This window comes from Microbacterium sp. GW821-FHT01D02 (assembly GCF_059422585.1).
The window spans coordinates 660334-683925 of sequence record NZ_JBWKXB010000002.1 but is presented as its reverse complement, the minus strand read 5'-3'; the positions used below and the strand labels follow the sequence as shown (position 1 = coordinate 683925).

The 23592-nt window shown below is 69.5% G+C and carries 15 protein-coding genes; 11 read left to right on the top strand and 4 right to left on the bottom strand.

Annotation, left to right across the window (positions count from 1 at the left end; translation table 11 throughout):
• The first annotated feature begins 149 nt into the window (after positions 1-149).
• A complete protein-coding gene (locus AC07VM_RS12100; protein WP_494911399.1) occupies positions 150-1172 on the top strand; it encodes a glycosyltransferase family 4 protein in 1023 nt (340 codons plus the stop codon).
• A gap of 13 nt (positions 1173-1185) precedes the next feature.
• On the opposite strand, the gene AC07VM_RS12095 is transcribed toward AC07VM_RS12100, so the two are convergent.
• Complete coding sequence (locus AC07VM_RS12095; protein ID WP_494911397.1) at positions 1186-3180, bottom strand: glycosyltransferase; 1995 nt, start codon at positions 3178-3180, stop codon at positions 1186-1188.
• 192 nt (positions 3181-3372) lie between these two features.
• On the opposite strand from AC07VM_RS12095, the gene AC07VM_RS12090 reads away from it, so the two are divergent.
• From AC07VM_RS12090 to AC07VM_RS12050, 9 genes are all read left to right on the top strand, one after another.
• Complete coding sequence (locus AC07VM_RS12090; protein WP_494911395.1) at positions 3373-4326, top strand: glycosyltransferase family 2 protein; 954 nt, start codon at positions 3373-3375, stop codon at positions 4324-4326.
• Positions 4317-5036, top strand: a complete 720-nt coding sequence (locus tag AC07VM_RS12085) for a CDP-alcohol phosphatidyltransferase family protein (protein ID WP_494911393.1) — start codon at positions 4317-4319, stop codon at positions 5034-5036. The genes AC07VM_RS12090 and AC07VM_RS12085 overlap by 10 nt, the downstream gene beginning before the upstream one ends.
• Positions 5033-5650 carry an arsenate reductase/protein-tyrosine-phosphatase family protein gene (locus AC07VM_RS12080; RefSeq protein WP_494911391.1) on the top strand — a complete coding sequence of 206 codons (618 nt, stop codon included), beginning with the start codon at positions 5033-5035 and terminating at the stop codon, positions 5648-5650. The genes AC07VM_RS12085 and AC07VM_RS12080 overlap by 4 nt, the downstream gene beginning before the upstream one ends.
• Positions 5651-5830: 180 nt before the next feature.
• Entirely contained in the window at positions 5831-6382 is a 552-nt protein-coding gene (locus tag AC07VM_RS12075; protein ID WP_267417180.1) for a DUF4352 domain-containing protein, read from the top strand.
• 84 nt (positions 6383-6466) lie between these two features.
• On the top strand, positions 6467-11179 hold the full coding sequence (locus AC07VM_RS12070; protein WP_494911389.1) for a PKD domain-containing protein: 4713 nt from the start codon (positions 6467-6469) through the stop codon (positions 11177-11179).
• Positions 11180-11190: 11 nt separating this feature from the next.
• Positions 11191-12501, top strand: coding sequence for a hypothetical protein (locus tag AC07VM_RS12065; protein ID WP_494911387.1), 1311 nt, complete (start codon positions 11191-11193; stop codon positions 12499-12501).
• 55 nt (positions 12502-12556) lie between these two features.
• The gene (locus AC07VM_RS12060; protein ID WP_267417184.1) at positions 12557-13909 is read left to right on the top strand and encodes a tyrosine-protein kinase domain-containing protein; all 1353 of its coding nucleotides are present in this window, start codon (positions 12557-12559) and stop codon (positions 13907-13909) included.
• Positions 13910-14142: 233 nt separating this feature from the next.
• Positions 14143-16824 carry a right-handed parallel beta-helix repeat-containing protein gene (locus AC07VM_RS12055; RefSeq protein WP_494911386.1) on the top strand — a complete coding sequence of 894 codons (2682 nt, stop codon included), beginning with the start codon at positions 14143-14145 and terminating at the stop codon, positions 16822-16824.
• 10 nt (positions 16825-16834) lie between these two features.
• Complete coding sequence (locus tag AC07VM_RS12050; RefSeq protein WP_494911385.1) at positions 16835-18169, top strand: MATE family efflux transporter; 1335 nt, start codon at positions 16835-16837, stop codon at positions 18167-18169.
• A gap of 10 nt (positions 18170-18179) precedes the next feature.
• Here the strand turns inward: AC07VM_RS12050 and AC07VM_RS12045 are convergent, their stop codons facing one another.
• Genes AC07VM_RS12045 through AC07VM_RS12035 form a run of 3 tightly spaced genes read right to left on the bottom strand, consistent with a single transcriptional unit; the run spans position 18180 to position 22040 of the window.
• A complete protein-coding gene (locus tag AC07VM_RS12045; RefSeq protein WP_494911384.1) occupies positions 18180-19316 on the bottom strand; it encodes a glycosyltransferase family 4 protein in 1137 nt (378 codons plus the stop codon).
• On the bottom strand, positions 19313-20509 hold the full coding sequence (locus tag AC07VM_RS12040) for a glycosyltransferase (protein WP_494911383.1): 1197 nt from the start codon (positions 20507-20509) through the stop codon (positions 19313-19315). Before AC07VM_RS12040 ends, AC07VM_RS12045 begins: the two co-directional genes overlap by 4 nt.
• A gap of 4 nt (positions 20510-20513) precedes the next feature.
• Complete coding sequence (locus tag AC07VM_RS12035) at positions 20514-22040, bottom strand: sugar transferase (RefSeq protein WP_494911382.1); 1527 nt, start codon at positions 22038-22040, stop codon at positions 20514-20516.
• Between the two features lie 352 nt (positions 22041-22392).
• Between AC07VM_RS12035 and AC07VM_RS12030 the strand changes: the two genes are divergently transcribed.
• Positions 22393-23535 (top strand): low temperature requirement protein A, encoded by a 1143-nt coding sequence (locus AC07VM_RS12030; protein WP_494911712.1) that lies wholly within the window; start codon positions 22393-22395, stop codon positions 23533-23535.
• Positions 23536-23592: the final 57 nt, after the last annotated feature.

Here is a 23592-nt window from a genome sequence, read left to right as displayed (position 1 = left end):
TGGTGGCGTCACAGAAGGGACGGCCATCCCCTGCCGTCCGACGACCCCCACAGTCGTAGGGACGACTCTACCGGGTCGCATCCCGCGGGTGTGAGGGCCGCCGGAAACTCTCTCTTGTCAGGACCGCGCCCGAGGTCCATAGTTGGCTCGTGGAATCCGAGGGTGGTGCCTCGTTGTCTCTCACCTGGGCGCATCGTGCCGAGCAGTCGGCGCACGCCTGGGAGCAGAGTCACGCCAGGGGAGAGGTCCCGAGCATCTGGCCGTACGGACTGGATGCGCTGCGCGAGCATGCCGCGGTCGAGGTGATCGATCTCCCCGCCCCCGGTCGTGTCGCGCGGGCGCGGGCACGGCTGGCTCTGGGGCCACGTCCCGTCGACGGCCTCGCGCTCACCTGGGACGAGAACACCGCCTATCGCCTGCAGACCCTCCACCCGCGCGCGCACTTCGCCACCGGGGTGATCTGGCTGACGGACCTGGCCGGCGCCGGCGCACCCCCGACCCGCCTGATCTCGATGCTGAGCGGGGCCGACTCCGTCTGGGTGCTCAGCGAGGCGCAGATCGTGCCGCTCCGGCAGGTGGTGGGCGCCCGGGGGGCGCAGGTCTTCGCGGTGCCCTTCGGCATCGACAGCGAGTTCTTCGGGACGCGTCCGTACCCGGATCGCGCGCGTGTGGTGAGCGTCGGCAACGACAGGGACCGCGATCCGGCCACCCTCTACGCCGCGCTCGCCCGGGTGCTCGCCGTGCGTCCGGACACCGAGGTGATCGTGCAGACGACCTCCGACCTCGCGCCGCCCGAGGGCGTGCGGGTGATCCGCCACATGCCGCACGCGGAGCTGCGCGAGCTGTACGCGACCGCGAGCGTCGTCGTGACCTCGACCCGGCCGAACCTGCACGCCTCGGGCATGACGGTCGCGCTCGAAGCGCTCGCGACCGGCCGGCCGGTCGTCGTCACCGCGACCCCCGGAATGGATCAGTACGTGAGCGAGGGGCGCACCGGACACCTGGTTCCACCGGGAGAGCCGGGGGAGCTCGCCGCCGCCCTGCTGGGCCTGCTGGCCGATCCGACGCGCGCGGCCGAGCTCGGGCGGAACGGCCGCGTCGAGGTGGAGCGCCACTTCACGACGCAGATCATGGTCGCGGCCCTGGTCCAGGGCCTGCGGCAGCGGGTGTGAGAGTCGACGCGACCTAGCGCTTCGCGCCGCGCTTGACCCGCACCGCCTCCCGGAACGCGTCGGCATGAGCCCGACCGGCGTCGGCCCAGTCGCGGCGTGAGAGGTCGGGTGAGCCGGTGAGCACCGTCGCGGCACGCCACGCCTCGACGACCGTCGGCGCGTCGAGGTCTCCGTCATACATGAGCACCCAGTCCTGGCCGACCTCGCGTCCGAGGGCCTCGTTCGCCTCGTTGCGGGGCACGAGCACGGGGCGGTCCATGGACAGGGCGGCGAGGACGCTGCCCGAGTTGTGCATGAAGCGGTAGGCCAGCACGATGAGGTCGGACGACGTCGCGAGCTGGACGAGTTCCGCATCGCTGAGGAAGTCGAGGTGGAGGTCGACGCCGGGAAGATCCGCGGTCCGCTCCCGGAGGTCGTCGCCGAGCTCGGGGGTGGAGGGTCGCCCGCCGATCCGCAGGCTCAGCGCCGGTTCGGTCGCCACCGCCTCCGCATAGGCGTCGATGAACCCCTCCAGGCCCTTGTACCGGCGGATCCCGCCGAACGAGCCGAGCTGCCCGCGCACGCGCTCGGCGGAGGGGAACTTGGCGTACCAGCCCCGGTAGTCGCCGTGCAGGATCAGGCTGTGCGGCGTTCCGGCAGGGAGCGGAGTCGTCTCGTTGATGACGATCCGGTAGTCGGTGTGACGGTCGATGAAACGCAGCAGCCAGAGCCGCGGCGCGTTGTCGTCGGGGAGCTCGATGTTGTGCACCGTCCGCACCACGGCGATCCGTCGGGACAGGCGGTGCCGGAACACGAGCGCCGTCGTGAGGAGGAACTTCCCCGTGGACTTCCACCAGGTGGAGCCGTGCAGCTTCGCCTCCGGCCAGTGCCAATGGAAGGCGTCGTACCGGCCGAACAGCGCCGTCCCCCAGGAGAAGCGCAGGCGGGTGAGCCCCTCGGTGGAGCCCAGCGCCTCGTCGAGCATCTTGTTGTACGGGTTCGTCGTCGGGCGCGGTGCGCCGAGCGACTGCATCACGCGGATGCTCGAAGCGGGATCGGTCATGGTCGTGTCATCCTCCGATGGGCGACGGTACTCGTCGTAGCGACGGCCGAGGGCGGCCGCGATCGTGCCACGGCCCCGATGGACGAGACGCGTTCCTCTGGCGTGATGGGTGATGTTCGAGGTCAGCGCGCCGAAGGCCCGCCGCAGTCCGCCGACGATGATCCGGGCGATGCCGCCCACCAGTGCGCGCACCCGGAGCAGCCCGCGACGGAACCTCCCGTCGGTCAGCTGCAGTTGGATCCGGGTGCCGGCGTTGGCCGAGCTGAACGCGCGCTGCGCCGCCCACGCCCGGCTGAGCCGCGCGGCGACGACGAGGTCTTCCGTCTCGGACTCGTTGCACCACACGATCCGGCCGCCTTGCCGCGCCAGCTGTCGGGAGAAGAGCGTGTCCTCCCCGCCGCCCAGGCCGAGTGACAGATCGAAGCGGAGCCCGAGCCGGCGGATGGCGCGCAGATCGAGCAGCAGGTTCCCCGCCGCAGCGACCTGCAGCACGGTGCCGGTCTGGCGGGGCGGTCGGCGGAAGGTGCCCGAGGCGAGCAGCCAGGGGTCGACGTCGTCGTCGAACACGGAGATGACGCGACCCATCACGGCGTCGGCGCCGTACTCGCGCCAGACCGAGACGAGTGCGGAGAGCCAGGCCTCCCGCGGGATCTCGTCGTCGTCGATGAACGCGACGAGGTCGCGGTCGGCGCACTCGTCCAGGATGCGGTTGCGCGCCGCGGCGATGCCCGGCGTCTGCTCGACCACGTAGCGGACCGGCAGGTCGGTGCCCGTCGCCACCTCTCGCGCCGAGCCCTCCGGGTCGTTGTCCACGACGAGCACGTCGATCTCGATGCCGAGGTCGGCGCACTCCGCGATGCGCGCGGGCAGCGTGCGCAGCAGCGCGTCGAGGAGTTCCGGCCGGCGGTACGTGGGCACGCCGATCGTCACAGCGATCACATCGCTCGATTCCGGTCCCCTGGTCATCCGCCCCCATCCCCATGGCAGTCGTGCGCCTCGACTCCGACGCCGGCTCATCGTATCGTGAACCCGATGCCGGTCTCCGGAGGCACCTCTCGCGTATAGTCGTTCTCCTGGGAGTCGACGCCGGTCGCGACTCCGGGGAATTCGACCGGCGACCCGAAGCGATCCGTGACCCGGATCCGGGGGGAGGATCGCGTGTCAATCGTGCACGGGCGGTTTGCCGTGGTGGTCGTGAACTACGCCTCCACCGGCCTGCTGCGGCGCAATCTGGTGACCGTCGAGCGTGAAGCGCGGACGATCGATCCGGACGCGATCGTGATCGTGGTCGACAACTGGTCCGGCGCGCAGGAGCGTCGCGCCGTCGGCGACGTCGCGAAGGAGCACGGGTGGCTGCTGGTCGAGCCCGACACGAACTCGGGGTTCGGCGGCGGCGTGAACATCGGCGTGACGCGCGCGCTCGCCGAGGGGGCGACCGACGTCCTCGTCATCAACCCGGATGCGCACATCGACGGCGACTCGCTCCGCCTGCTCGCCGCCGCGACCGCTGATTCGCGCACCACCCTGGCCTCTCCCGTCATCGCCGACTCCGAAGGACGCACCTGGTTCGCCGGCATCGACCTCCTCCTCGACGACGGCACGATGCGTGCGCGTCGCAAGCGCGTCGCCGGTGACGCGCAGCCGTTCGAGCCCTGGCTGAGCGGGGCCTGCCTGTGGATCACCCGCGAGCTGTGGGAGCTCTCCGGCGGGTTCGACGACGACTACTTCCTGTACTGGGAGGACGTCGACTTCTCCCGGAGGGTCGTGGCGGCCGGGGGTGAGCTCGCGCTCGTCGAGGACGCTCGGGCGGTGCACGACGAGGGCGGCACCCAGCGGGTCGAGCCCGAGGCGTCGCGCGCGAAATCCGAGGGCTACTACTACTACAACATCCGCAACCGGATGCTCTTCGCCGTGCGTCATCTCGACGACGCGGCCGTGCAGCGGTGGCGGCGCTCGATCCCGCGCACCGCCCGCGAGGTGATCCTCCGCGGCGGACGCCGGCAGCTCATCCAGTCGCCTGCCCCGATCCGCGCGTACCTCCGCGGCGTGCGCGAGGCGCGGCGGATCGCCAGGGCTCACGGGACGGACCAGAAGGGCAGGAAATGGTCGTAGACGCATATCACCGTCTCGCGCGGGCGCAGAAGGGGCATGCCCGGGGGGCGCCCGCGTACTCCGTCTACGTGAATCGGCGGATCGGGCGGGTCCTCGCCGCCGTGGCGTACCGGATCGGCCTCACGCCGAATCAGGTCTCGATCATCAGCGCCGTGCACTCCTTCGTGGCGATCGGCCTCATCGCGTTCGGTCCGGTGAACGTGCCGATGGGCATCCTGATCGCGGTGCTGCTCGTGCTCGGCTACGCCTGGGACTCGGCGGACGGGCAGGTCGCCCGACTGCGCGGGGGCGGGAGCGCGCAGGGCGAATGGCTCGATCATTTCATCGACACGCTCAAGATCGCCTCGCTGCACCTGGCGGTGCTGATCGGCCTCTACCGCGTCCTCCCGGAGACGCCGCTGCTCCTGCTGATCCCGATCGTGTTCAGCATCGTGGCCACGACGACGTTCTCGGGCATGCTCCTCAACGACCTGCTCAAGGGCAAGCACGCGGTCGCGTCGACGCACGAGCGCGGCGGTGGCACGCTCCTGCGCTCGCTCGTCCTCCTGCCCACCGACTTCGGCCTGGTGTGCCTGGTCTTCGTGCTGTGGGGCTGGGCCCCGGCGTTCCTCGTCGGCTACGGCGCTCTCTGCGCCGCGGCGGTCCTGTTCCTCGCGCTCGCCGCGGTGAAGTGGTTCCGTGAGATCGGAAGGCTGGGTGCCGACGCATGACCGGCGAGAAGATCCTCGTGGTGTGCGCCGCCAACGTCTGCCGCTCGCCGCTCGCCGAGCTCGCGCTGCGGCGGGGTCTCGGGGCGGACTCCACGATCCAGGTCGACAGTGCCGGCATCCGCGCGACCGCCGGGGATCCGATCTGCACCCTCGTCGCGTCCGTCCATGAAGACGAGGAGTGGCGCGCGCAGGCGCAGACGCATCGCGCCAAGCCCGTCACGCTCGAACTCATCGAGCAGTCGAGCATCGTCCTCGCCGCTTCGCGCGACATCCGCGGCGACCTGGTGCGGCTCGCCCCGCGATCACGGGACTGGATGTTCACGATCAAGGAGGCGGCTCATCTGGGCGCCGGCTTCTCCTCGTCGGCACCGGACCGGGTGGCGGAGTACGTCGCGCATCTCGACCGTGCGCGGTCTCGGGCCGTGCCGCTGGTCGGCTCCGACAGCGCCGGTGGTCGATTCCGGCGGCTCCTCGGGATCCGCGACTCCGGCGACCCCGCCAGCATCGCCGACCGGCACGGAAGCCGCGGCCACCGCGACACCATCAGCGAGGTGGAAGCCGCGGTCGCCACGATCCTGGCCCAGCTCGGCGGGCAGCGTCGGCACGCATCCTGAGCGGGGTCTTGTGGATTCCCGCCCTGCGCACTACCATTAGCCGACGCCGCGTTCTGCGTGGTTGAAGGGGAATACCGAGGCCGAGGGGGCCTCGGCGGGGATTCTGGCTTGTGGGGAGCTGCAGTGTTCAACGTTTCATCATGCCGTTCTGGGGACGGCTCTTCGCGCAGACGTGGCGCGATGTTCATCGCGCCTCTGGTCGCGCTCGCACTCCTGACGGCAGGCTGCACCGCAGCCCCTGAGGCCTCGGAGTCTCCTGCGCCCGAGGGCACCAGCACGACCGACTGGACGGCACCCGCCGACCCGGAGGCCGAAGGGCCCACCGAGGCGCCGGCACTGACCGAGGAGAGCGGGAAGCTCGCGGAGCCGATCACCCTCTCCACCGACATGGTCGTCACGATCGACAAGATCGCGACCACGACCATCAAGCCGCAGACGCCCGGCGAGTACGCGGGCTCCGCGGTCGTCGTCACGATCTCGGTGGCCAACGACTCGAAGCGGGCGCAGAGCGTCGACTCGGCCGTGGTCAACCTCGTCACCGATGACGGTGACATCGGCGTCGCCACGACCGCCGGTGGGAACGATCCCCTCTCGGGGGAGCTCGCCGCGGGCTCCGAGGCGACGGGGACCTACGTCTTCATGCTCGACCCGACGAAGGGGCGCTCGGTGAAGATCAGCGTCAACTACGCCGCAGGAGAGCCGGTCGCGACCTTCGCCGGCCAGCTGTCCTGACACACGCTTTTCGCATCTCGCTGTAATCGGCAAAGCAACACACTCACACTTTCGAAGAAGAAAACTGGCGGCTGGGGAGTCACTATGGGGAACACATCGACCTCGAGGCGGGCGCTGAGCGCTCTCGCCTCCGTCGTGACGGCGGCGTTGCTCGTCGCGGGCATGACGACGTTGGGCGCGCAGGCGGCATCGGCGGACGTGCCGTCGACGCCACCGCCGCTGCTGCAGCGTGACGAGAACGTCGTCACGTCGGATCCGATTCCGACGGTGCAGATCGACAACGGCTATGTCTGGTCGCAGACCGTCATCGGCTCGACCGTGTACGCGGTGGGCAAGTTCGACAACGCCCGTGCGCCCCTGGCGGTGCCGGGAACGAGCCTGACGGCCCGCTCCAACGTGCTCGCCTACGACATCAACACCGGACAGCTGCTGTCGTTCGCGCCGCAGGTCAACGGTGTCATCAAGGCCGTCGCGGCCTCGCCCGACGGCAGCCGCATCTACATCGGCGGATCCTTCAACTCGGTCAACGGCCAGACGCGCTGGAACTTCGCGGCTCTCGACGCCGTCACCGGTCAGCTCGTCCCCGGATTCTCTCCGTCGATCGGCGGCAGCGGCGTCTACGCCCTCGCCACCTCCGGATCGAGCGTCTACGTGGGCGGCCTGTTCACCCAGGGCAACGCCACGGCACGGAAGAACCTGGCGGCGTTCAGCGCCACCAACGGCGCACTGCTGAGCTGGGCACCGCAGACCGACCTCCAGGTCGACGCGATGGTCATGGACCCTGCCGGACAGAACGTCATCGCCGCCGGGCGCTTCTCGCAGGTGAACGGTGACCTGACCATGCGCGGCACCGCCGCCCTGGACAAGACGACCGGTGCCCTCGACACCGCCTGGGCACTGCCGCAGACGGTCAAGAACGGGTCGAACACCGGTGCCAACTCGGGCAAGGCGGGCATCTTCGGCCTGGCCGCCGACTCCACGGCCGTCTACGGCACCGGCTGGGTGTACGCCGACGCCGCGACCGGAAACCTCGAGGGGACGTTCGCTGCCGAGGCCGGCACCGGACAGGTCCGCTGGATCGCCGACTGCCTCGGCGACCACTACGGCGTGTACTCGACCGGCAAGGTCGTCTACACGACGAGCCACACGCATGCCTGCGGGACGATGAGCCTGCACCCCGAGCAGAACCCGCGCACGCACCGCTACTCCGAGGCGTACACGGCCGATGCTCGCGGCTCGCTGGGCAACCAGCCCGCGGCCGGTGGCACGTACAAGAACTGGGCGGGCACGCCCGCACCGTCGCCCTACGCCTGGACGCCCGACTGGGCCGTCGGCGTGACGACGGGAATGGGCCAGGCCGGACTCTCCATCACCGGAGCCGGCAACATGATCTCGATCGGCGGCGAGTTCCGCTCCGTGAACAACGGACGCTTCGAGGGACTCGTGCGCTTCTCGACGAACCCTCCCGGCGGAGCCAAGGACGGCCCGCGCCTGTCCGCGGCGAACTGGACCGGCACCGCGCAGTCGTTCATCCCCGGCCGGGTCCGGGTCTCGATCCCGGCGAACTGGGACCGTGACGACCTCACGCTCACGTATGAGCTGCGCCGCACCGGCACGGCCACCCCGGTCGCCACGACGACGGCCAAGGGCACCTGGTGGAACCGCCCGGCGGTCATCCTGGAAGACAAGACGGCACCTCCCGGCTCGCAGCAGGAGTACACGGTCGTCGCGAAGGACGGGAACGGCAACAGCGTCAGCAGTCAGGCCATGACGGCGACGGTGACCGCGGGAGCCGTCTCGAGCTACGTCAACGCCGTCTCGGCCGACGAGCCGCAGCTGTACTACCCGCTGGGTACTGCGGCCCAGGACTGGGCCGGCGCGAACACCCCCGTGTTCGGATCGGGCGTCACGTCGTCGACCTCCGGCGTCGAGAACACCGCCACCGGTGCCTCGACGTTCACCGGAACCACCACGGGGCGTGTCTCCACGACGGACAAGGTCGCGGCTCCCGAGGAGTTCTCGACGGAGCTCTGGTTCAAGACGAACACCACGACCGGCGGCAAGCTGATCGGCTACGGCGCTGCGGCGACCGGAGACTCGACCAGCTATGACCGGCACCTCTACATGACGAACAACGGTCGGCTCGTCTTCGGCACCTACAACGGGAGCACGCAGACGATCCAGAACAACACCGCTCTCAACAACAACGCCTGGCACCACGCTGTGGCGACGCAGAGCGCGGCGGGTATGAAGCTCTACGTCGACGGCGAACTCGTCGCCTCCGACGCGGGCGCGACCACGGCGGAGAACTACGTCGGGTACTGGCGCATCGGCGGGGACAACCTCACCAGCTGGCCCTCGGCGCCGAGCTCCAAGTACTTCAAGGGAGCGCTCGATGAGGTCGCGGTCTACCCGTACGCACTGACGCAGACCCAGGTGCAGACGCACTACGGCATCGGCAAGGGCTTCCAGGCCCCGACGGCGTCGTTCACCGCGACGGCGACCGACCTCGACGTGGCCTTCGACGCGAGCGCCTCCGCTCCGGCGGGTTCCGCCACCATCGCCGGCTACCGCTGGGACTTCGGTGACGACTCGGGCACGGGCACGGGCAAGACGGTCTCGCACACCTACGCGGCGACCGGCACCTACACGGCTCGGCTCACGGTCACGGACAGCAATGGGCTGGCCACGACGGTCGAGAAGCCGGTCGTGGTGCAGGCGGCGAACGTGCTGCCGACCGCCTCGTTCGAGCTGACCGGCACCGGTCTGTCGGTCTCCGCCGACGCCTCGGCGTCCACCGACTCCGACGGCACCATCGCCTCGTACGCGTGGAACTGGGGCGACGGATCGACCTCGACGGGTCAGGTCGCGAACCACGTGTACGCGACGCCGGGCACCCGCACGGTGACCCTGACCGTCACCGACAACCGGGGCGGGACCGCGTCGACCACGCGGCAGGCCGCCGCGACCCATGCGGACCCTGTCGCGGCCTTCACCTCGACCGCGTCCGGTCTGAGCGTGAGCGTCTCGGGCTCCGGCTCGAGCGCATCCGACGGCGCGACGCTGTCCTACTCCTGGAACTGGGGCGACGGCACTCCCGCCGGAACGGGCGTCACCGCCGGCCACACCTACGCGCAGGCCGGAGCACACGACATCACCCTCACGGTGACCGACAGCCTCGGCGGCTCGGCGACGGTCACGAAGTCCGTGACCGTCCAGGCACAGGTGTTCGCCGCGTCCGATGCTTTCGGTCGCGTCGTGTCGAGCGGCTGGGGCGCGGCTGATGTCGGCGGCACCTGGGCGCCGATGAGCGGCTCGGCCGCCGTCACCTCCGTCGGAGACGGCGTGGGCAAGGTGAACCTGACTCCGGGCGAGACCCGGGAGATGCTCCTGCAGGGAACGTCTCTCCTCGACACCTCGGCGCGCATCAGCTACACGCTGTCCGCCGGTCCGTCGACGGGCGTCGCCTACGAGGGACTGGGCGCACGTCGTTCCGGCTCGAACGGCTACCGCGCACTGGCGTGGCACCGTGCGGACGGGACCACGTGGCTCGTGATCCACCGCAACGGCACGGCGATCGCCAGCACGGCGGTCTCCGGCCTGACCTGGACCGCGGGGAGCACGTTCAACCTCCTGATGGAGACGACCGGCTCCGGCACCACGACGATCCGCGCCAAGCTGTGGGCGGGCGGGGCAGCAGAGCCCGCCACCTGGCAGCTGTCCACCACGGACGCGACGCCGGCCCTGCAGGTCGCGGGGGCACCGACGGTGTTCTCCTACCGTGCCGGCAGTGCGACCGGGACCAACATCGCGAGCTTCGACGACTTCTCCGTGAAGAACCTCGGCGCCGCGGCACCGGATCCCGATCCTCAGCCCGAGCCCGAGCCCGAGCCCACCAACGTCGCACCGACGGCGGCGTTCACGGCCACGGCGACCGCGCTGACGGTCAACGTCGACGGAAGCGCGTCGACCGATTCCGACGGGACCATCGCCTCCTACGCGTGGAACTTCGGCGACGGGACGACGGGCACCGGAGCGACGGCTACGCGCACCTACACGGCGGCGGGCACCTACACCGTGTCGCTGACCGTGAAGGACAACAAGGGTGCGACGCACACCGCGACCAAGCAGGTCACGGTCACGGCGCCTCCGGTCGATCCGGACCCGGACCCGAACCCCGCTCCGCTCGCGGGCGATGAGTTCGACCGCACCGCCGGTCCCGGTTGGGGCAGCGCGGTCACGGGTGGCGCATGGACGATCGCCGGTGGGTCGCAGGCGGCCGCCACCGTCGCCGACGGCCAGGGCAAGCTGGCCCTGATCGCGGGGGACACCCGGCACGCCACGCTCAACACCACCTCGATCGCCGATGCGGTGCTCGAGACGCAGTTCCGTGTCGACCAGGCACCGGCGGCGGGAGGCGCGTACATCGGCGTCATCGCGCGACAGTCCGCCGCGGGGAAGTACTTCGTCCGCGCCTGGCTGCGTCCTGACGGCACCGTCTGGCTCGTGGCGCACCGCGAGGGAACCGTGCTGCTCACGCAGGCCGTGCCCGGTCTCACCTGGTCGGCGAACACCTCCTACAACCTGAAGGTGTCCGTCACCGGAACGTCCTCGGCGACCCTGTCGGCGAAGTTCTGGGCGACGGGTGGCACCGAGCCGGCGAACTGGCAGCTCAACGCCACGGATGCGACGCCCCTGGGCGCCGGTGCCGTCGGCCTGAGCGGCAACCGGTCGGGGAGCTCGACCGCGGCACTGGGCGTCTCTTTCGATTCGTTCCGCGTCACCGCGCCCCAGTAAGATCCAGACGCATGGCCACTGCTGTTCCGATCGCGCTCCTCGCCGTCGGAGGAATCGCAGCAGTGGCCATCGTCGTGTTCGTCCTCCGACTGCTGCCGCGGGCCGCATTCGTGGTGTGGGCCTGCGTGCTCTTCTTCATCCCGCTCTGGGTGGGCGTGAACATCGGCTTCTACTGGGCTGCGATCACGCTGCTCACCGCGCTGATGATCCTCGTCAACTGGTCCGTCGTACCGCTTCGGGCCGCCGACGCCTGGGTCGCGGTGTTCATCCTGGTCGTGGTCGGCCTGTACGGCTTCGGCTCCGTCGACCTCCCGTCCCTCGTCGCGGCGCTGCTCGAATGGGTGATCCCGTACATCTGGGGGCGGGTCGTGCTCGCGCGGGTCGCGCCCGAATGGGTGACGTCGACGATCGCGGTCGTCGCCATCGTGGCGGCGACCCTCGCCGTCGTCGAGTTCTTCACCTCGTTCAACCCGTTCGTGCTCATCCCGGGTTCCGGCGTCGTCTACGACACCTGGAGTCCGCTGCAGGAGCGCGGGGGCGTGTTGCGCGTGGAAGGGGCGTTCGGACACTCGATCGCGCTGGGCGCGGCCCTGGCGATGTCGTCCGCGTTCGTCGTCGCCACCAAGTGGAGGCTGCTGCCCAAGATCAGCGGCATCGTGATCATCGCGGTCGCCACGGTGCTCACCTTCAGCCGTGTGGGACTTCTCACGCTCGTCCTCACGCTCGTGCTCTCGACGTTCCTGATCGTGGGCGTCTCCACGCGGTTCCGGGTGACCGTGGCGCTTGCCGGCGTCATCGGCACGGCCATCGTCATCCCGATCATCGACACCGTCTTCGGCGCCGCAGGGGAGGAGGCCGGCGGCAGCGCGGACTATCGCACCGATCTGCTGGTGCTCCTCGAACAGGTGCAGTTGTTCGGCAACCCGGGCGACTGGCATTCGCTGGTCTCCGGCGACTACTACCTGGGCTACTTCGCCCGCTCCGTCGACAACGCCCTGGTCCTCACCCTGCTCCGCTACGGCTACGTGCCGACGCTGCTGATCATGGCGGCGGTGGTGTGCGCGGCGGTGATGGCGTGGAAGCGCTCGACGCGGAGTCCGGCATCGCTCGCGGTCGTCGGACAGCTCCCGAGCCTCGTCGTCGTCGCGCTGATCACGCAATACAGCATGTTCCTCTGGTTCTGCGTGGGGCTGGCCATCACGTGGGCGAGGGACTCGGACGCCCTTCGCGGGGCGCCCGGCGCGTCGTCGGAGGTCGGATCCGGGTGGTCGGAGGGCGTGCGGATGCCCCTCGGGACGTCACCGCCGCAACCATCGTCGTGAGGGTGCCGAAACGGTGATTCCTCTAGTATCGAAGTCTCAGGGGGAATGGGGAGTCATGGGCGAGAGCCGGGTCAGTCTGCGCGTCATAGCCAGTTCGCTGCGGAAGTTCTGGTGGCTGATCGTGCTGTCGGCGGTCCTCGGCGCGGCGGGTTCCTACGGGTACGCCTCGCTGCAGACGCCGTTGTTCCAGGCGACCACCTCGCTCTACTTCGCGCTCAATCAGGGCACCAGCGCCTCCGACCTCAACCAGGGTTCGGTGTATACGCAGAGCCAGATGCTCTCGTTCGCCCAGCTCGCCACGAGCTCGCGCGTGCTCGAGCCGGTCATCGAAGAGCTCGGCCTCGACACCACGCCGCGTGCGCTCGCCCGCGACATCGAGGTCTCGATCCCGCAGAGCACGGTCACCCTGCGCATCACCGGGATCACCGATGACGCCGAGGCGGCGGCCGAGCTGGCGAATGCGGTCGCGGATCAGCTCATCGTCGTGGTGAAGGATGTGGCTCCGAAGGATCCGCAGGGCGAGTCCACCATCACGGCCCAGGTGATCGACGACGCGGTCGTGCCCGAGTTCCAGTTCACGCCGAGCAAGCCGCGCGACGCGCTCCTCGGCGGCTTCCTCGGAGGCGTCCTGGGGCTCGCGGTGGCGGTGCTGATCGGTGTGCTCGACACGCGTGTGCGCAACGAGGAGGCTCTGACCCAGGCGGGTGGAGACCCCGTGCTCGGTGTCGTCTCGAAGTCGCCGCTGCTCGCGACGCGGGGGATCGCCGTCTCGCAGGAGCCGCTCGGACACACCTCGGAGGAGTTCCGCCGCATCCGCTCGGCGCTCGCCTATGCGAACGTGTCGTCCCGCGTGAAGGTTCTGCTGGTCACATCGGGCATGCCCGCGGAGGGCAAGTCGACGATCTCGGTGAACCTCGCGATGACGCTCGCCGGACTCCGCAACTCCGTCCTCCTGATCGATGCCGACATGCGGCGCCCGCGCGCGCACGAGCATGCGGGTATCGACGGCTCGATCGGACTCACGAGCGTGCTGCTGGACGAGGTGGACTTCGAGGTCGCCAAGCACAGCGTCGCCGACAGCACCCTCGACATCCTGCCCGCCGGGACCGTGCCGCCGAACCCGGCGGAGCTGCTCACCTCCTCGCGCATGGCTCAGCTGCTCGACTTCGCCGCCGCCGAGTACGACTACGTGGTGATCGACTCGCCTCCGACGCTGAGCGTCGCCGATGCGAACCTCTTCGCCACGCAGACCGACGGCGTGATCCTCGTCGTGGACGCGACCAAGACGCGTCGCGCCGCGCTGGCGAAGAGCATCAAGTCGCTCGAGTCGGGCGGTGCCCGCATCCTCGGGACGGTGCTCAACCGTGCGCGTCCCGACCGTCATCGCAGCGAGTACTACAGCGACTGAGCCCCCGCGGCGCGCGGCGTGAGCGGCGGACGGAGCGAGTGCTCCATATCGGTATTTGCGTCGTACAGGTTTGTCTTGCCCGGATACCCGGGTTAGTCTTCATGAGTTGCGAGGGGGGCTCGCTCTTTGCCGCCGGGGTTTAAACTGCGGCGAAGGTGCTGGTTGATCGTAGAATCTCCCCAGAAGACGGTGACATCGTGTCCTTTCCGTTCCTCCCCCGCGCGTCATCTCGTATGACCGCTCTTCCGCCGCGGCGTCGCCGCGTCCGAACCACCGCCGGTGCACTCGCCGCGGTCCTCGCCGCGACCGCGGTGCTGACGGCGTTCCCGGCCTCCGCTCTCGCGGACAGCCCGCGCGCCTCGGCGCAACCGACAGGCGGCGCGCAGCCGGCAGCCGCCGTGCGATCGGCCGCCGCGACGTCGACGTCGGTCATCGACGACAAGATGGAGCGCGCCGTCCGCTCGGGATGGGGATCCTCGCCCGTCGGCGCCTGGCGCGTGGTCGAAGGCACCTCGAGCGTCTCGGGCGGCAAAGCCCAGCTCGCGAGCCGCAAGCCCGGGATCACGGCCAGGGCGACGGCAGACGGTGTCAGCGCCGCCGACGTGAACAGCCGGTTCGCCGTCACCGTGCCGACCCTCCCGAAGGGTGGTCCGCTCTACCTGGCCCAGGCCGTGCGCGTGTCGGGCAAGGACTCCTACGGCGTGCGGCTGCGCGTGCATCCGGACGGCTCGGCATACGTGTCGGTCGTCCGCCTCACAGACCTCACCGGCGTCAAGAGCCTCGCCGAACGCCGGCTCCCGCTCACGGTGAAGAACGGCACGACACTGAACGTGGCGCTCAGCGTCACCGGCACGAACCCCGTCGCCCTTTCGGCGAAGGCCTGGGCCGCGGGGGCCGCGGAGCCGGGTGCCTGGCAGGTGTCGTACTCGGATGCGTCCGCCTCGCGGCTCCAGGCCCGTGGCGGCTACGCGTTCGCGCTCTACACGTCTTCGGGGGCGAAGGCGGCTGTTCCGGTCCGGATCGACAACGTGCTCGCCACGACTCCGGTGGTCACGCCCCCGGCGCCGAAGCCGACGCCCACACCGACGCCCACACCGGTGCCGACGCCGACGCCGACGCCTACGCCGACTCCTGCTCCGGTGCCGACACCCACTCCGACTCCGACGCCGACGCCGACTCCGGCGCCGACGCCGACGCCCCCGACCGTGCCGGTTCCGCCGACCACCCCCGAAGGCGTGCGCGGTACCCCCGGTGCCGGAGCGCCCGGCTCACTGTCCTACCCGGCACCGGCGACGGCCGTCTACGCGGCGCCCGGAGGATACGACGGAGCGACCGGAACCCAGAACTCTCCGGTCAAGACCGTCGCGGCCGCGCTGCGGCTCGTGCCGAACGGCGGAACGATCGTGCTCCGCGGGGGCACGTATCACGAGGAGATCATCGTCCCGGCGCAGAAGCGCGTCACGATCCAGCCGGCGCCCAACGAGGCGGTTTGGCTCGACGGGACGAAGGTCGTCACGGGCTGGCAGGCATCGGGGAAGACCTGGGTCGTCAGCGGGTGGACCACGGCGCTCGACTCGAGCCCGACGTACACCCAGGGCGCGCCGGACAACACCCAGGCCGAGTGGCGCTTCGTCGACCCCGCCTATCCCATGGCGGCGCATCCTGATCAGGTGTGGATCGCCGGCGCCCAGCTGCGCCAGGTCGGGTCCGCGGCGCAGGTGACGACCGGCACCTTCTTCGTCGACACCGCGGGGAAGCGCCTCGTCATCGGAACGGATCCCAAGGGCAAGACGGTCGAGGCGAGCGTGCTCACGCAGGCGCTGTCGATCCGGTCGGCCGGCAGTGAGGTCCGTGGGATCGGCGTCCGCCGCTACGCGACCAGCGTTCCTCAGATGGGAACAGTGATCGCTGCCGCGGCGAACATCTCCCTGACCGACGTCACGATCCGCGACAACTCGACGACGGGCTTCTACTCCTGGGCTCCCGGCACCTCGTTGACCCGGGTCTCGTTGATCGGCAACGGTCTGCTCGGCGGCGGTGCCTCGCAGGCCGACGGCCTCAAGGTCACGAAGATGCTCTCCACCGGCAACAACTCCGAGCGCTTCAACCACTCGCCCGTGTCCGGTGCCTTCAAGGTCACGAGGACGCAGCGGGTGACGGTCACCGACAGCGCGTTCACCGGCAACTACGGACGTGGTCCCTGGTTCGACGAGTCGGTGGTGGACATCGCGTTCACGGGCAACGACGTCATCGGCAACGCCGGCCACGGCCTGCTCGTCGAGCTGTCCGAGCGTGCCGTCGTGGCCGACAACATCATCGCGCGCAACGGTGACTTCGGACTCTTCGTGCTCAATTCCGGAAACGTCAAGATCTGGAACAACACCTTCGTCGGCAATGCGAATCGCAACATCAGCATCGGGCAGGACGCTCGCCGTGCCTCCGACCCGAACGCGGCCGGTCACGACCCGCGGACGCGGTATGCACCGCTGGCGCCGTGGATCGTCCGCAACGTCGTGATGTCGAACAACGTCATGGCGGAGAGCGCCGGCAACTGCCTGGTCTGCGTGCAGGACTACTCGCTGCAGTACACCGGCTCGCAGATGGTGTCGAGCGTCAACGGAAACCTCTACCACCGGACCGCGGCCGGCACCCCGAGATGGTTCTCGGCGTGGTCGAAGGGCGCGGTCTCGAGAGATCCTGCGGTGACCGACACCCTGGCCGCCTTCGCCGCCTCGACCGGGCAGGACCGGCGGTCCCGGTTCGCGGAGGGGACGAGCGTGGTCACCGGTGCGTACGCCCTGCAGCCTGCGTATCGCGCGGTTCAGGCGTCCGTGGCGGTCCCGGTGCCGACGGATGTCGCTTCGGTATCGCGACTCCCCGGTAACAGCGCGACCCTGGGGGCCCTGCCACGGTGACGATGTAGGTATGGGTTCACTTCTCGCTGTCGGCGCCCGCGCGCTGACGATGGTCATCGCGCTGGTCTGTGGCGTTCTCACGACCCGGATGATCATCGGCGGCGCGGGCGTCGACAGCTTCGCCCTCTACACGCTGCTCACCACCATCCCCTCGCTGCTCACCTTCACCGACCTCGGCAGCGGGGCGGTGCTGGTCAATGCGGTGGCGACGAGTGACGATGTGCGCACCGATGAGAAGCTGCGCTACCAGCTGACCTCGGTCGGGCGCGTGCTCCTCATGTTCGCGACGACCGCGATGGCGATCAACACGATCCTCGTGCTCACGGGCGCCTGGGAACTGGTCTTCGGAGAGGCGGGCGGACGGCCGGGTGCGTCGCTGGCGGCGTTCTACTGCGTGACGATCTTCTGCCTCGGGATCCCGCTCGGGATCTGGGCGCGCATCATGCTCGGGCAGCGCCGGAACCACATCGTGATCCTGCTGCAGGGGCTCATCTCACCGCTCACCCTGGCCGGCGTCTGGCTGATCCTCACGTTCGGCGGCGACGACCTGCACTCCTTCGTGGCCGTGGCGTCGTTCGCGGCCTCGTTCCTGGTGTCGGTGCTGGGCGTGCTCATCACGGCCCGCACCACCTCCCCGTTGATCCCGGCGGCCGCCCGGATGGTCCTGCGTCCTCGTCGCTATCCCGGTGTGCGCGTGATGGATGTCGGCTGGCCGATGCTGGCGCAGATGGTCACCTATCCCATCGCCGTCGGCTCGCAGCGTTACGTGATCGCGCAGCTCGGCGGACCGGCCGACGTGGCCGAGTACGGCGTGGCGGGGCAGGTCTTCTTCGCGCTGAACGGCCTCGTCATGGCGGGCGGGCTCGCGCTCTGGCCGCACTTCGCGCGGATGCGACACGACGGTGGACTCCGCCGCGGACCGTTCCTGCTGTCCGCCCTGTTCGCCGCCGCCATCGCGATCGCGACGGTGATGGTGTGGCTGGTCGGTCCGTGGCTGTTCGGGTTCATCACTCAGGGCGAGCTGACCGTCCGTCCGACCACGATCTTCGCCTTCGGGCTGATGATCATGATGACCGCGGCCGTGTATCCCCTCGGCATGTTCATCATGGACAAGCCGGGCATCCGGTTCCAGGTCATCCCGACGCTCAGCATGGCGGCGGTGGGGATCGTGCTGTCGTTCGTCCTGACACCGGTGCTCGGCATCGCCGGTCCCCTGATCGGAGTCGCCTTCGCGCTCGTCGTGTGCCAGCTGATCCCGTTCTCGATCTACATCGTGCGACATCGCTCGCGCCTCACGGCCGGAAGCCGCGAATCGGTCGCGCAGGCCGGCGACGGCGGCGCGTAGGCGGCGGCCGTCAGCTCAGGACGTGTGCCGTGATGCTCGACCGGTACACAGCCGGAGCGTGGCGGCGAAGCGCCTCGGCACGGCTGTCGGCGACGGTCGAGACCATCTCGTCCCACCGGGTGTCGATGTCGGTGAGCGCGGCCGCGATCGAATCCGGGTCTCCGGGCGTGATGAGCTGCGCGGTCGCGTAGCCGCCGGCCGCCTCGCGCAGCCCGCTGCTGTCGCTCGCGATCACGGGACGCAGTGCGAGGATGCCCTCGACGGCGGTGTTCCCGAACGGCTCGTCGACGCGTGAGGGCACGACGAGCACGTCGGCCTCGGCGAGGAACGGCCAGATGTCCGGATGGAATCCCGCGAAGTCGACCGGGACCCCGGCCTCCGCGGCCTGCTGGCGCAGGTCACGCTCGAACCACTCGTACCCTTCGAAGACGGCGCCGAGGAGGGTGACGTCGACCGGGCGTCCGGCCGCGTGCATCCGAGATGCGGCGTCGATCACGAGGTCGGGGCCCTTGCGCGGCGAGAGGCGTCCGACGTAGAGCACGCGGAGCGCACGCTCGACGCGCGGTCGCGGGGCCAGGGGATGCGGCGGTGACGCGACCCCGTTGTAGACGACGTGCGAGCGGCGGGCGAGAGCGGGGAGCGCGGCGCGGATCGTGTCGAGGCTGAAACGACTGTTCACCAGCGTGCGGTGGGAGGCGAGGTGGGGGGAGTAGAGGATGCCGTTGACGAGGCGGTTGCCCGACGCCTCGGCCTCGTGGACGTGGCTCACCGAGCGCGTGCGCCGCAGCCGCGCGACGAGCGGCCACTGCGGGATGATGATCGTCGAGACGTAGACGACGTCGGGACGCAGCCGTCCGATCAGTCGCCACGCGGCGCCGAGACCGCGGAAGGTGTCGCGGAAGAGACGCGGAAGCCCGCGCGGTGTCAGCAGGACCTTGCGCAGGACGAGCATCGGGACGATGACGACCTCGGCGCCGGCCGCGACGAGTTCCTGGACGAGGAGTCCGGAACTCGGCAGAGCGACCACGACGCGGGCGCCCGTCTCGACGAGGCCGATGGCGCTCTCCAGGAGCATCCGGTCGGAGCCGAACAGCTCCGCACCGGGATGCACGAGGAGTACCGTCTGCCGTGACGTGTCGTTGCTCACGGCGCAGCCGATCCGGCAGGTGCGGGAGCCCAGTCGGTTGTCCGGCGCCGAGCGCGCCGGGCGCCCGGATGGATGGTCGAGCGCTCCGCGAGCCGTCGGGCCAGAGCTTCGTACTCGTCGGCGACGTCGTCCCAGCGGAAGCGCGTGCGTGCGAGTTCCTGCACGGTCGTCGCGAAGGAGGCGGTCCGCTCCGGGTCGGCCTCCGCGGCCATGACGTGCGCGGCGACGTCATCCGCATCGGAGAAGAACCAGCCGTTGCCGTCGAGCACCTCGCGGTTGAAGGGCACATCGAACCCGATCACGGCGGTCCCGGCACCCATGGCACGGAGCAGAGAGGGGTTGGTGCCCCCGACCGAGTGGCCGTGCAGGTAGGTCAGTGCGTTCGCGTACAGGGCGTCGAGGAGCTCCTGGTCGTAGACCCCGCCGACCAGCCGGATCCGGTCGTCGCTGTCGGCCACGCGCTGGATCTCCTGGGTGTACCCGGCGCTGTAGGGCGCGGAGCCGACCACCACGAGCGGCAGCTTCGCGTCGCTGGCGTGATAGCCCTGCACGATCTCGAGCACGTGGTTCTCGGGCTCGAACCGGGCCACCACCACGTGGTACCCGCCGGGCGTGAGGTCCATCTCGGCGACGCCGCGTGCGGGCAGCTCATCGAGGATCGGGGCGCCGTAGCGGATGAGCTCCGTCGGCACGTCGAACTGGTGGCGGTAGTAGTCGGCGATGCCGGGTGCGTCCGCGATCAGCGCGTCGGCCGTGCGCACGCCGAACTGCTCCGCCCAGCGGTAGTACGCCTTGCCGCGCGGTCCCCACTTCGAGCGCCGCCACTCGAGGCCGTCCATGTGCAGCGCGACGGGCGCGCGGCGCATCCGGAGCAGTGGCAGGAACGGCGAGTTGGCGGCGTTGAAGACGAAGGTGGCATCGGGTCGCCGTCGGAACATGAGATGCAGTGCCGACAACCCGGTGTGCGAGAGCGTCTCGACCTGCTTGATCGGCACCGCGGGGAGGTGCACGACCCGCATGCCGAGGTACTCCTTCTCGCGCCGCTCCGAACCGCGGGTGTACACGACGACGTCGTGGCCGCGGTCCGCCAGTCGGCGACCGACCTCCTCGACGGCGGTCTCGAAACCGCCATAGGCCGCGGGCACTCCTCGGGTCCCCACCATCGCGATGGTGAGGCGGTTCGAATTGCTCATCCGATCAGTATGCCCCGCTGGGCTGCACCATGACCTTGGCGGTGCGCCACATGATCTGCAGATCGTTCATGACCGACCAGTTCTCGACGTACCGCAGGTCGAGGCGCACGCTCTCGTCCCACGAGAGGTCGCTGCGACCGGAGACCTGCCACAGACCGGTGATCCCGGGCTTGATGTAGAGGCGACGGAACACGGTGCCGTCGTAGGCGGTGACCTCGGTGGGCAGCGGCGGGCGCGGCCCCACGACGCTCATGTCGCCGATGAGGACGTTCCAGAACTGCGGCAGCTCATCCAGCGAGAGCTTGCGCAGGACCCTGCCCACACGAGTGACGCGCGGGTCGTCCTTCATCTTGAAGAGGAGGCCGGCTCCCTCGTTCTGCGCCTTGAGGGTGGCGAGCTGCTGCTCGGCATCCGTCTTCATGGAGCGGAACTTGACCATCTTGAAGCGGCGTCCGTCGCGGCCGACACGCTCCTGGAAGAAGAAGACCGGACCGGGCGAGTCGAGCTTGATCAGCAGCGCGAGCACGGGTGCCAGCAGGCCGATCGGGATCAGCGCGAGCGTGGCGACCGCGACGTCGAGGGCGCGCTTGAGGAGGTGCTGGCCACCCTCGTAGGTCGGGATCTGCACCTGGATCAGGGGCAGGCCCTCGACCGGCGCGAAGGAGATGCGGGGGCCGGCGACATCGGTGAGTCGGCTCGAGAGCACGAGCTCGGCAGCGGTCCCCTCCAGCTGCCAGCTGAGCTGCTTCACGAACTCCGGCTCACCCTCGGGCCGGCTCGCCACGATGATCGTGTCGGCGCCGACCTCGGCGGCGACCGACGACACGGAGTTCACGTTCCCCAGAACCGGGAACCTCGTGTCGTCGATCTCGATGTCGCGTGCATTGCCGTCGAGGAGAGTCGCTCCGACCACCTGGTAGCCGGAAGCGCCGATCGGATGCAGCGTGCGGACGACGTACTCCACGTCGTCCCGATTGCCCACGACGAGCGTCCGAGAGGCGAATCGCCCCTGCGAACGCTGCGTCTGCAACCAGTGGCGCCACAACCACCTGGTCACCAGAAGCGTCAGAACACCGAGCGGCAGCCCCAGCAGCAGCATCAGTTGCATCGACTTCCATGCGAGCAGCACCGCCACGATGGCGATGATCCCGAAGGCGAGCCCCGAGGCGTGGACCACGCCTCGGTACTCGGTGGCACTCGCGCGGAACAGCGCGGCGTCCCGCGTGTGCAGCGCACTGAGCATGAGGTACCACAGCGCGGCGAGGGGGACACCGTCGCGGAGGACCTCGAGCCCGGAGACGCCGGTGGCCAGCTGGATCGTCGCGGTCAGGCCGACGGCGAACAGGATGACAGCTGCATCCGTGATCCGCAGTCGCATCCGATAGCGACGCTCCCACTGACGGCGTCTTTCCAGCGTCGCCGAGGCACGCGGTGTGACCACCGTGCGCGTCACCGACTTGGTGGCTCGCGGAGCGGCGACCGGCACGAAGCCCGTACGAGTGATGCTCAGGGCATCCTCGACGGAAGTCATGCCGAGGCTCCTTGAGCCGTGAATGTACGCAGATATCCCCAGTGCGTCATCAGATTTCCCCAGATTCCCCAGACCATGAACCCCACGTTCACGGCATCCGTCTGCGTCCCGACCCCTCGGGTCCTGCTGAAACTCTCCGTGATTCCCACATCGCGGAGTGCGTTTTTCGCCGTCCCACACGGCGGTCGCTGACAGCAGGCACTGCAGACTTCTCTCACTGTAGCGGAACATGGCCGCCATCGGAAGGTAATTCTGTCGAATGGACGAATCCGCTCTCCTCCTCGCGCCGCGCGAGCGCTATCCTTTCGCGGTGACCGCGAACTCAGACGCTCCGCGCTTCCGGCTCCATCGGATGCTGCCGCGCGATCCCGCCCAGCCGCATCGCACAGCGAGCACCCTCGAGCTGTTCTTCGACCTCGTGTTCGTCGTCGCCGTGAGCATCGCCTCCGCCCAGCTGCATGACGCGCTGCGCGAGGGCGAGTTCCTGCACGGCATCACCTCCTACGCGATGCTGTTCTTCGCGATCTGGTGGGCCTGGATGAACTTCACGTGGTTCGCGACCTCGTTCGACACGGACGACTGGCTCTACCGCGTCACCACGTTCGTGCAGATGGGCGGCGTCCTCGTGTTCGCCGCCGGCATCCCGAGCGCGTTCGACGAGGGCGACTTCACGATCCCCGTCATCGGCTACGTCGTCATGCGCATCGCCATGGTCGCGCAATGGCTGCGGGCGTCCCGGACCGCGGGGCCGCTGCGCTCGGCCACCCTTCGCTACGCATTCGGCATCGCGGCGGTCCAGGTGCTGTGGATCCTGTTCCTCCTGATCCCGACCGGACCGCTGCAGTTCGTCGCCTTCGCGGTGTTCGCGCTGATCGAGATCGCCGTGCCCGTCTTCGCCGAGTACCGCAGGCAGACGCCCTGGCACCCACACCACATCACGGAGCGCTACGGGCTGTTCACCCTCATCGTCCTCGGCGAGAGCCTGCTGGCGTCGGCGAACGCGATCGTGGACGCGCTGGACGAGGTCGAGGCGCTCGGGCCGCTGGTCGCGATCGCCGTCCTCACGCTCGTGGTCACCGCCTCGCTGTGGTGGATCTACTTCTGGCCGCCGCATCACCGCGCCATCACGAGCTTCGGCCGCTCCCTCCGCTACGGCTACACCCACTACTTCGTGTTCGCCGCAGCCGCCGCCTTCTCGGCGGGGATCGAGGTCGAGCTCGACGTGCTCACGGGGGAGAGCCACCTCTCCAACATCGCGGCGTCGTTCACCGTCACGGTCCCGATCGCGATCTTCCTGATCGGGATCTGGTGGATCGCCATCCGCGAGAACGCCGATCGGGTGGTGAACACGGTGGTCCCGATCGGTGCGCTCCTGGTGCTCCTCGATCCGGTGCTCCCGGTGCCCGTCACGCTCACGGCGCTGATCCTCGTCGGGATCGTCGTGGTCCTGGTGATCCGGCCTCCGCTGCCGCAGGCGGACATAGACAAGACATAGCGCAGGCAGAGAATGCTGATCGGAAGCTTCGCGAGCATGGTGGCCGGACACCAGCCG

Coding starts and splice junctions, on each gene's coding strand:
- AC07VM_RS12095 (WP_494911397.1), bottom strand. CDS start 3,180: ATGACCAGGGGACCGGAATCGAGCGATGTGATCGCTGTGACGATCGGC.
- AC07VM_RS12085 (WP_494911393.1), top strand. CDS start 4,317: ATGGTCGTAGACGCATATCACCGTCTCGCGCGGGCGCAGAAGGGGCAT.
- AC07VM_RS12080 (WP_494911391.1), top strand. CDS start 5,033: ATGACCGGCGAGAAGATCCTCGTGGTGTGCGCCGCCAACGTCTGCCGC.
- AC07VM_RS12075 (WP_267417180.1), top strand. CDS start 5,831: ATGTTCATCGCGCCTCTGGTCGCGCTCGCACTCCTGACGGCAGGCTGC.
- AC07VM_RS12070 (WP_494911389.1), top strand. CDS start 6,467: ATGGGGAACACATCGACCTCGAGGCGGGCGCTGAGCGCTCTCGCCTCC.
- AC07VM_RS12065 (WP_494911387.1), top strand. CDS start 11,191: ATGGCCACTGCTGTTCCGATCGCGCTCCTCGCCGTCGGAGGAATCGCA.
- AC07VM_RS12060 (WP_267417184.1), top strand. CDS start 12,557: ATGGGCGAGAGCCGGGTCAGTCTGCGCGTCATAGCCAGTTCGCTGCGG.
- AC07VM_RS12055 (WP_494911386.1), top strand. CDS start 14,143: ATGACCGCTCTTCCGCCGCGGCGTCGCCGCGTCCGAACCACCGCCGGT.
- AC07VM_RS12050 (WP_494911385.1), top strand. CDS start 16,835: ATGGGTTCACTTCTCGCTGTCGGCGCCCGCGCGCTGACGATGGTCATC.
- AC07VM_RS12040 (WP_494911383.1), bottom strand. CDS start 20,509: ATGAGCAATTCGAACCGCCTCACCATCGCGATGGTGGGGACCCGAGGA.
- AC07VM_RS12035 (WP_494911382.1), bottom strand. CDS start 22,040: ATGACTTCCGTCGAGGATGCCCTGAGCATCACTCGTACGGGCTTCGTG.
- AC07VM_RS12030 (WP_494911712.1), top strand. CDS start 22,393: ATGCTGCCGCGCGATCCCGCCCAGCCGCATCGCACAGCGAGCACCCTC.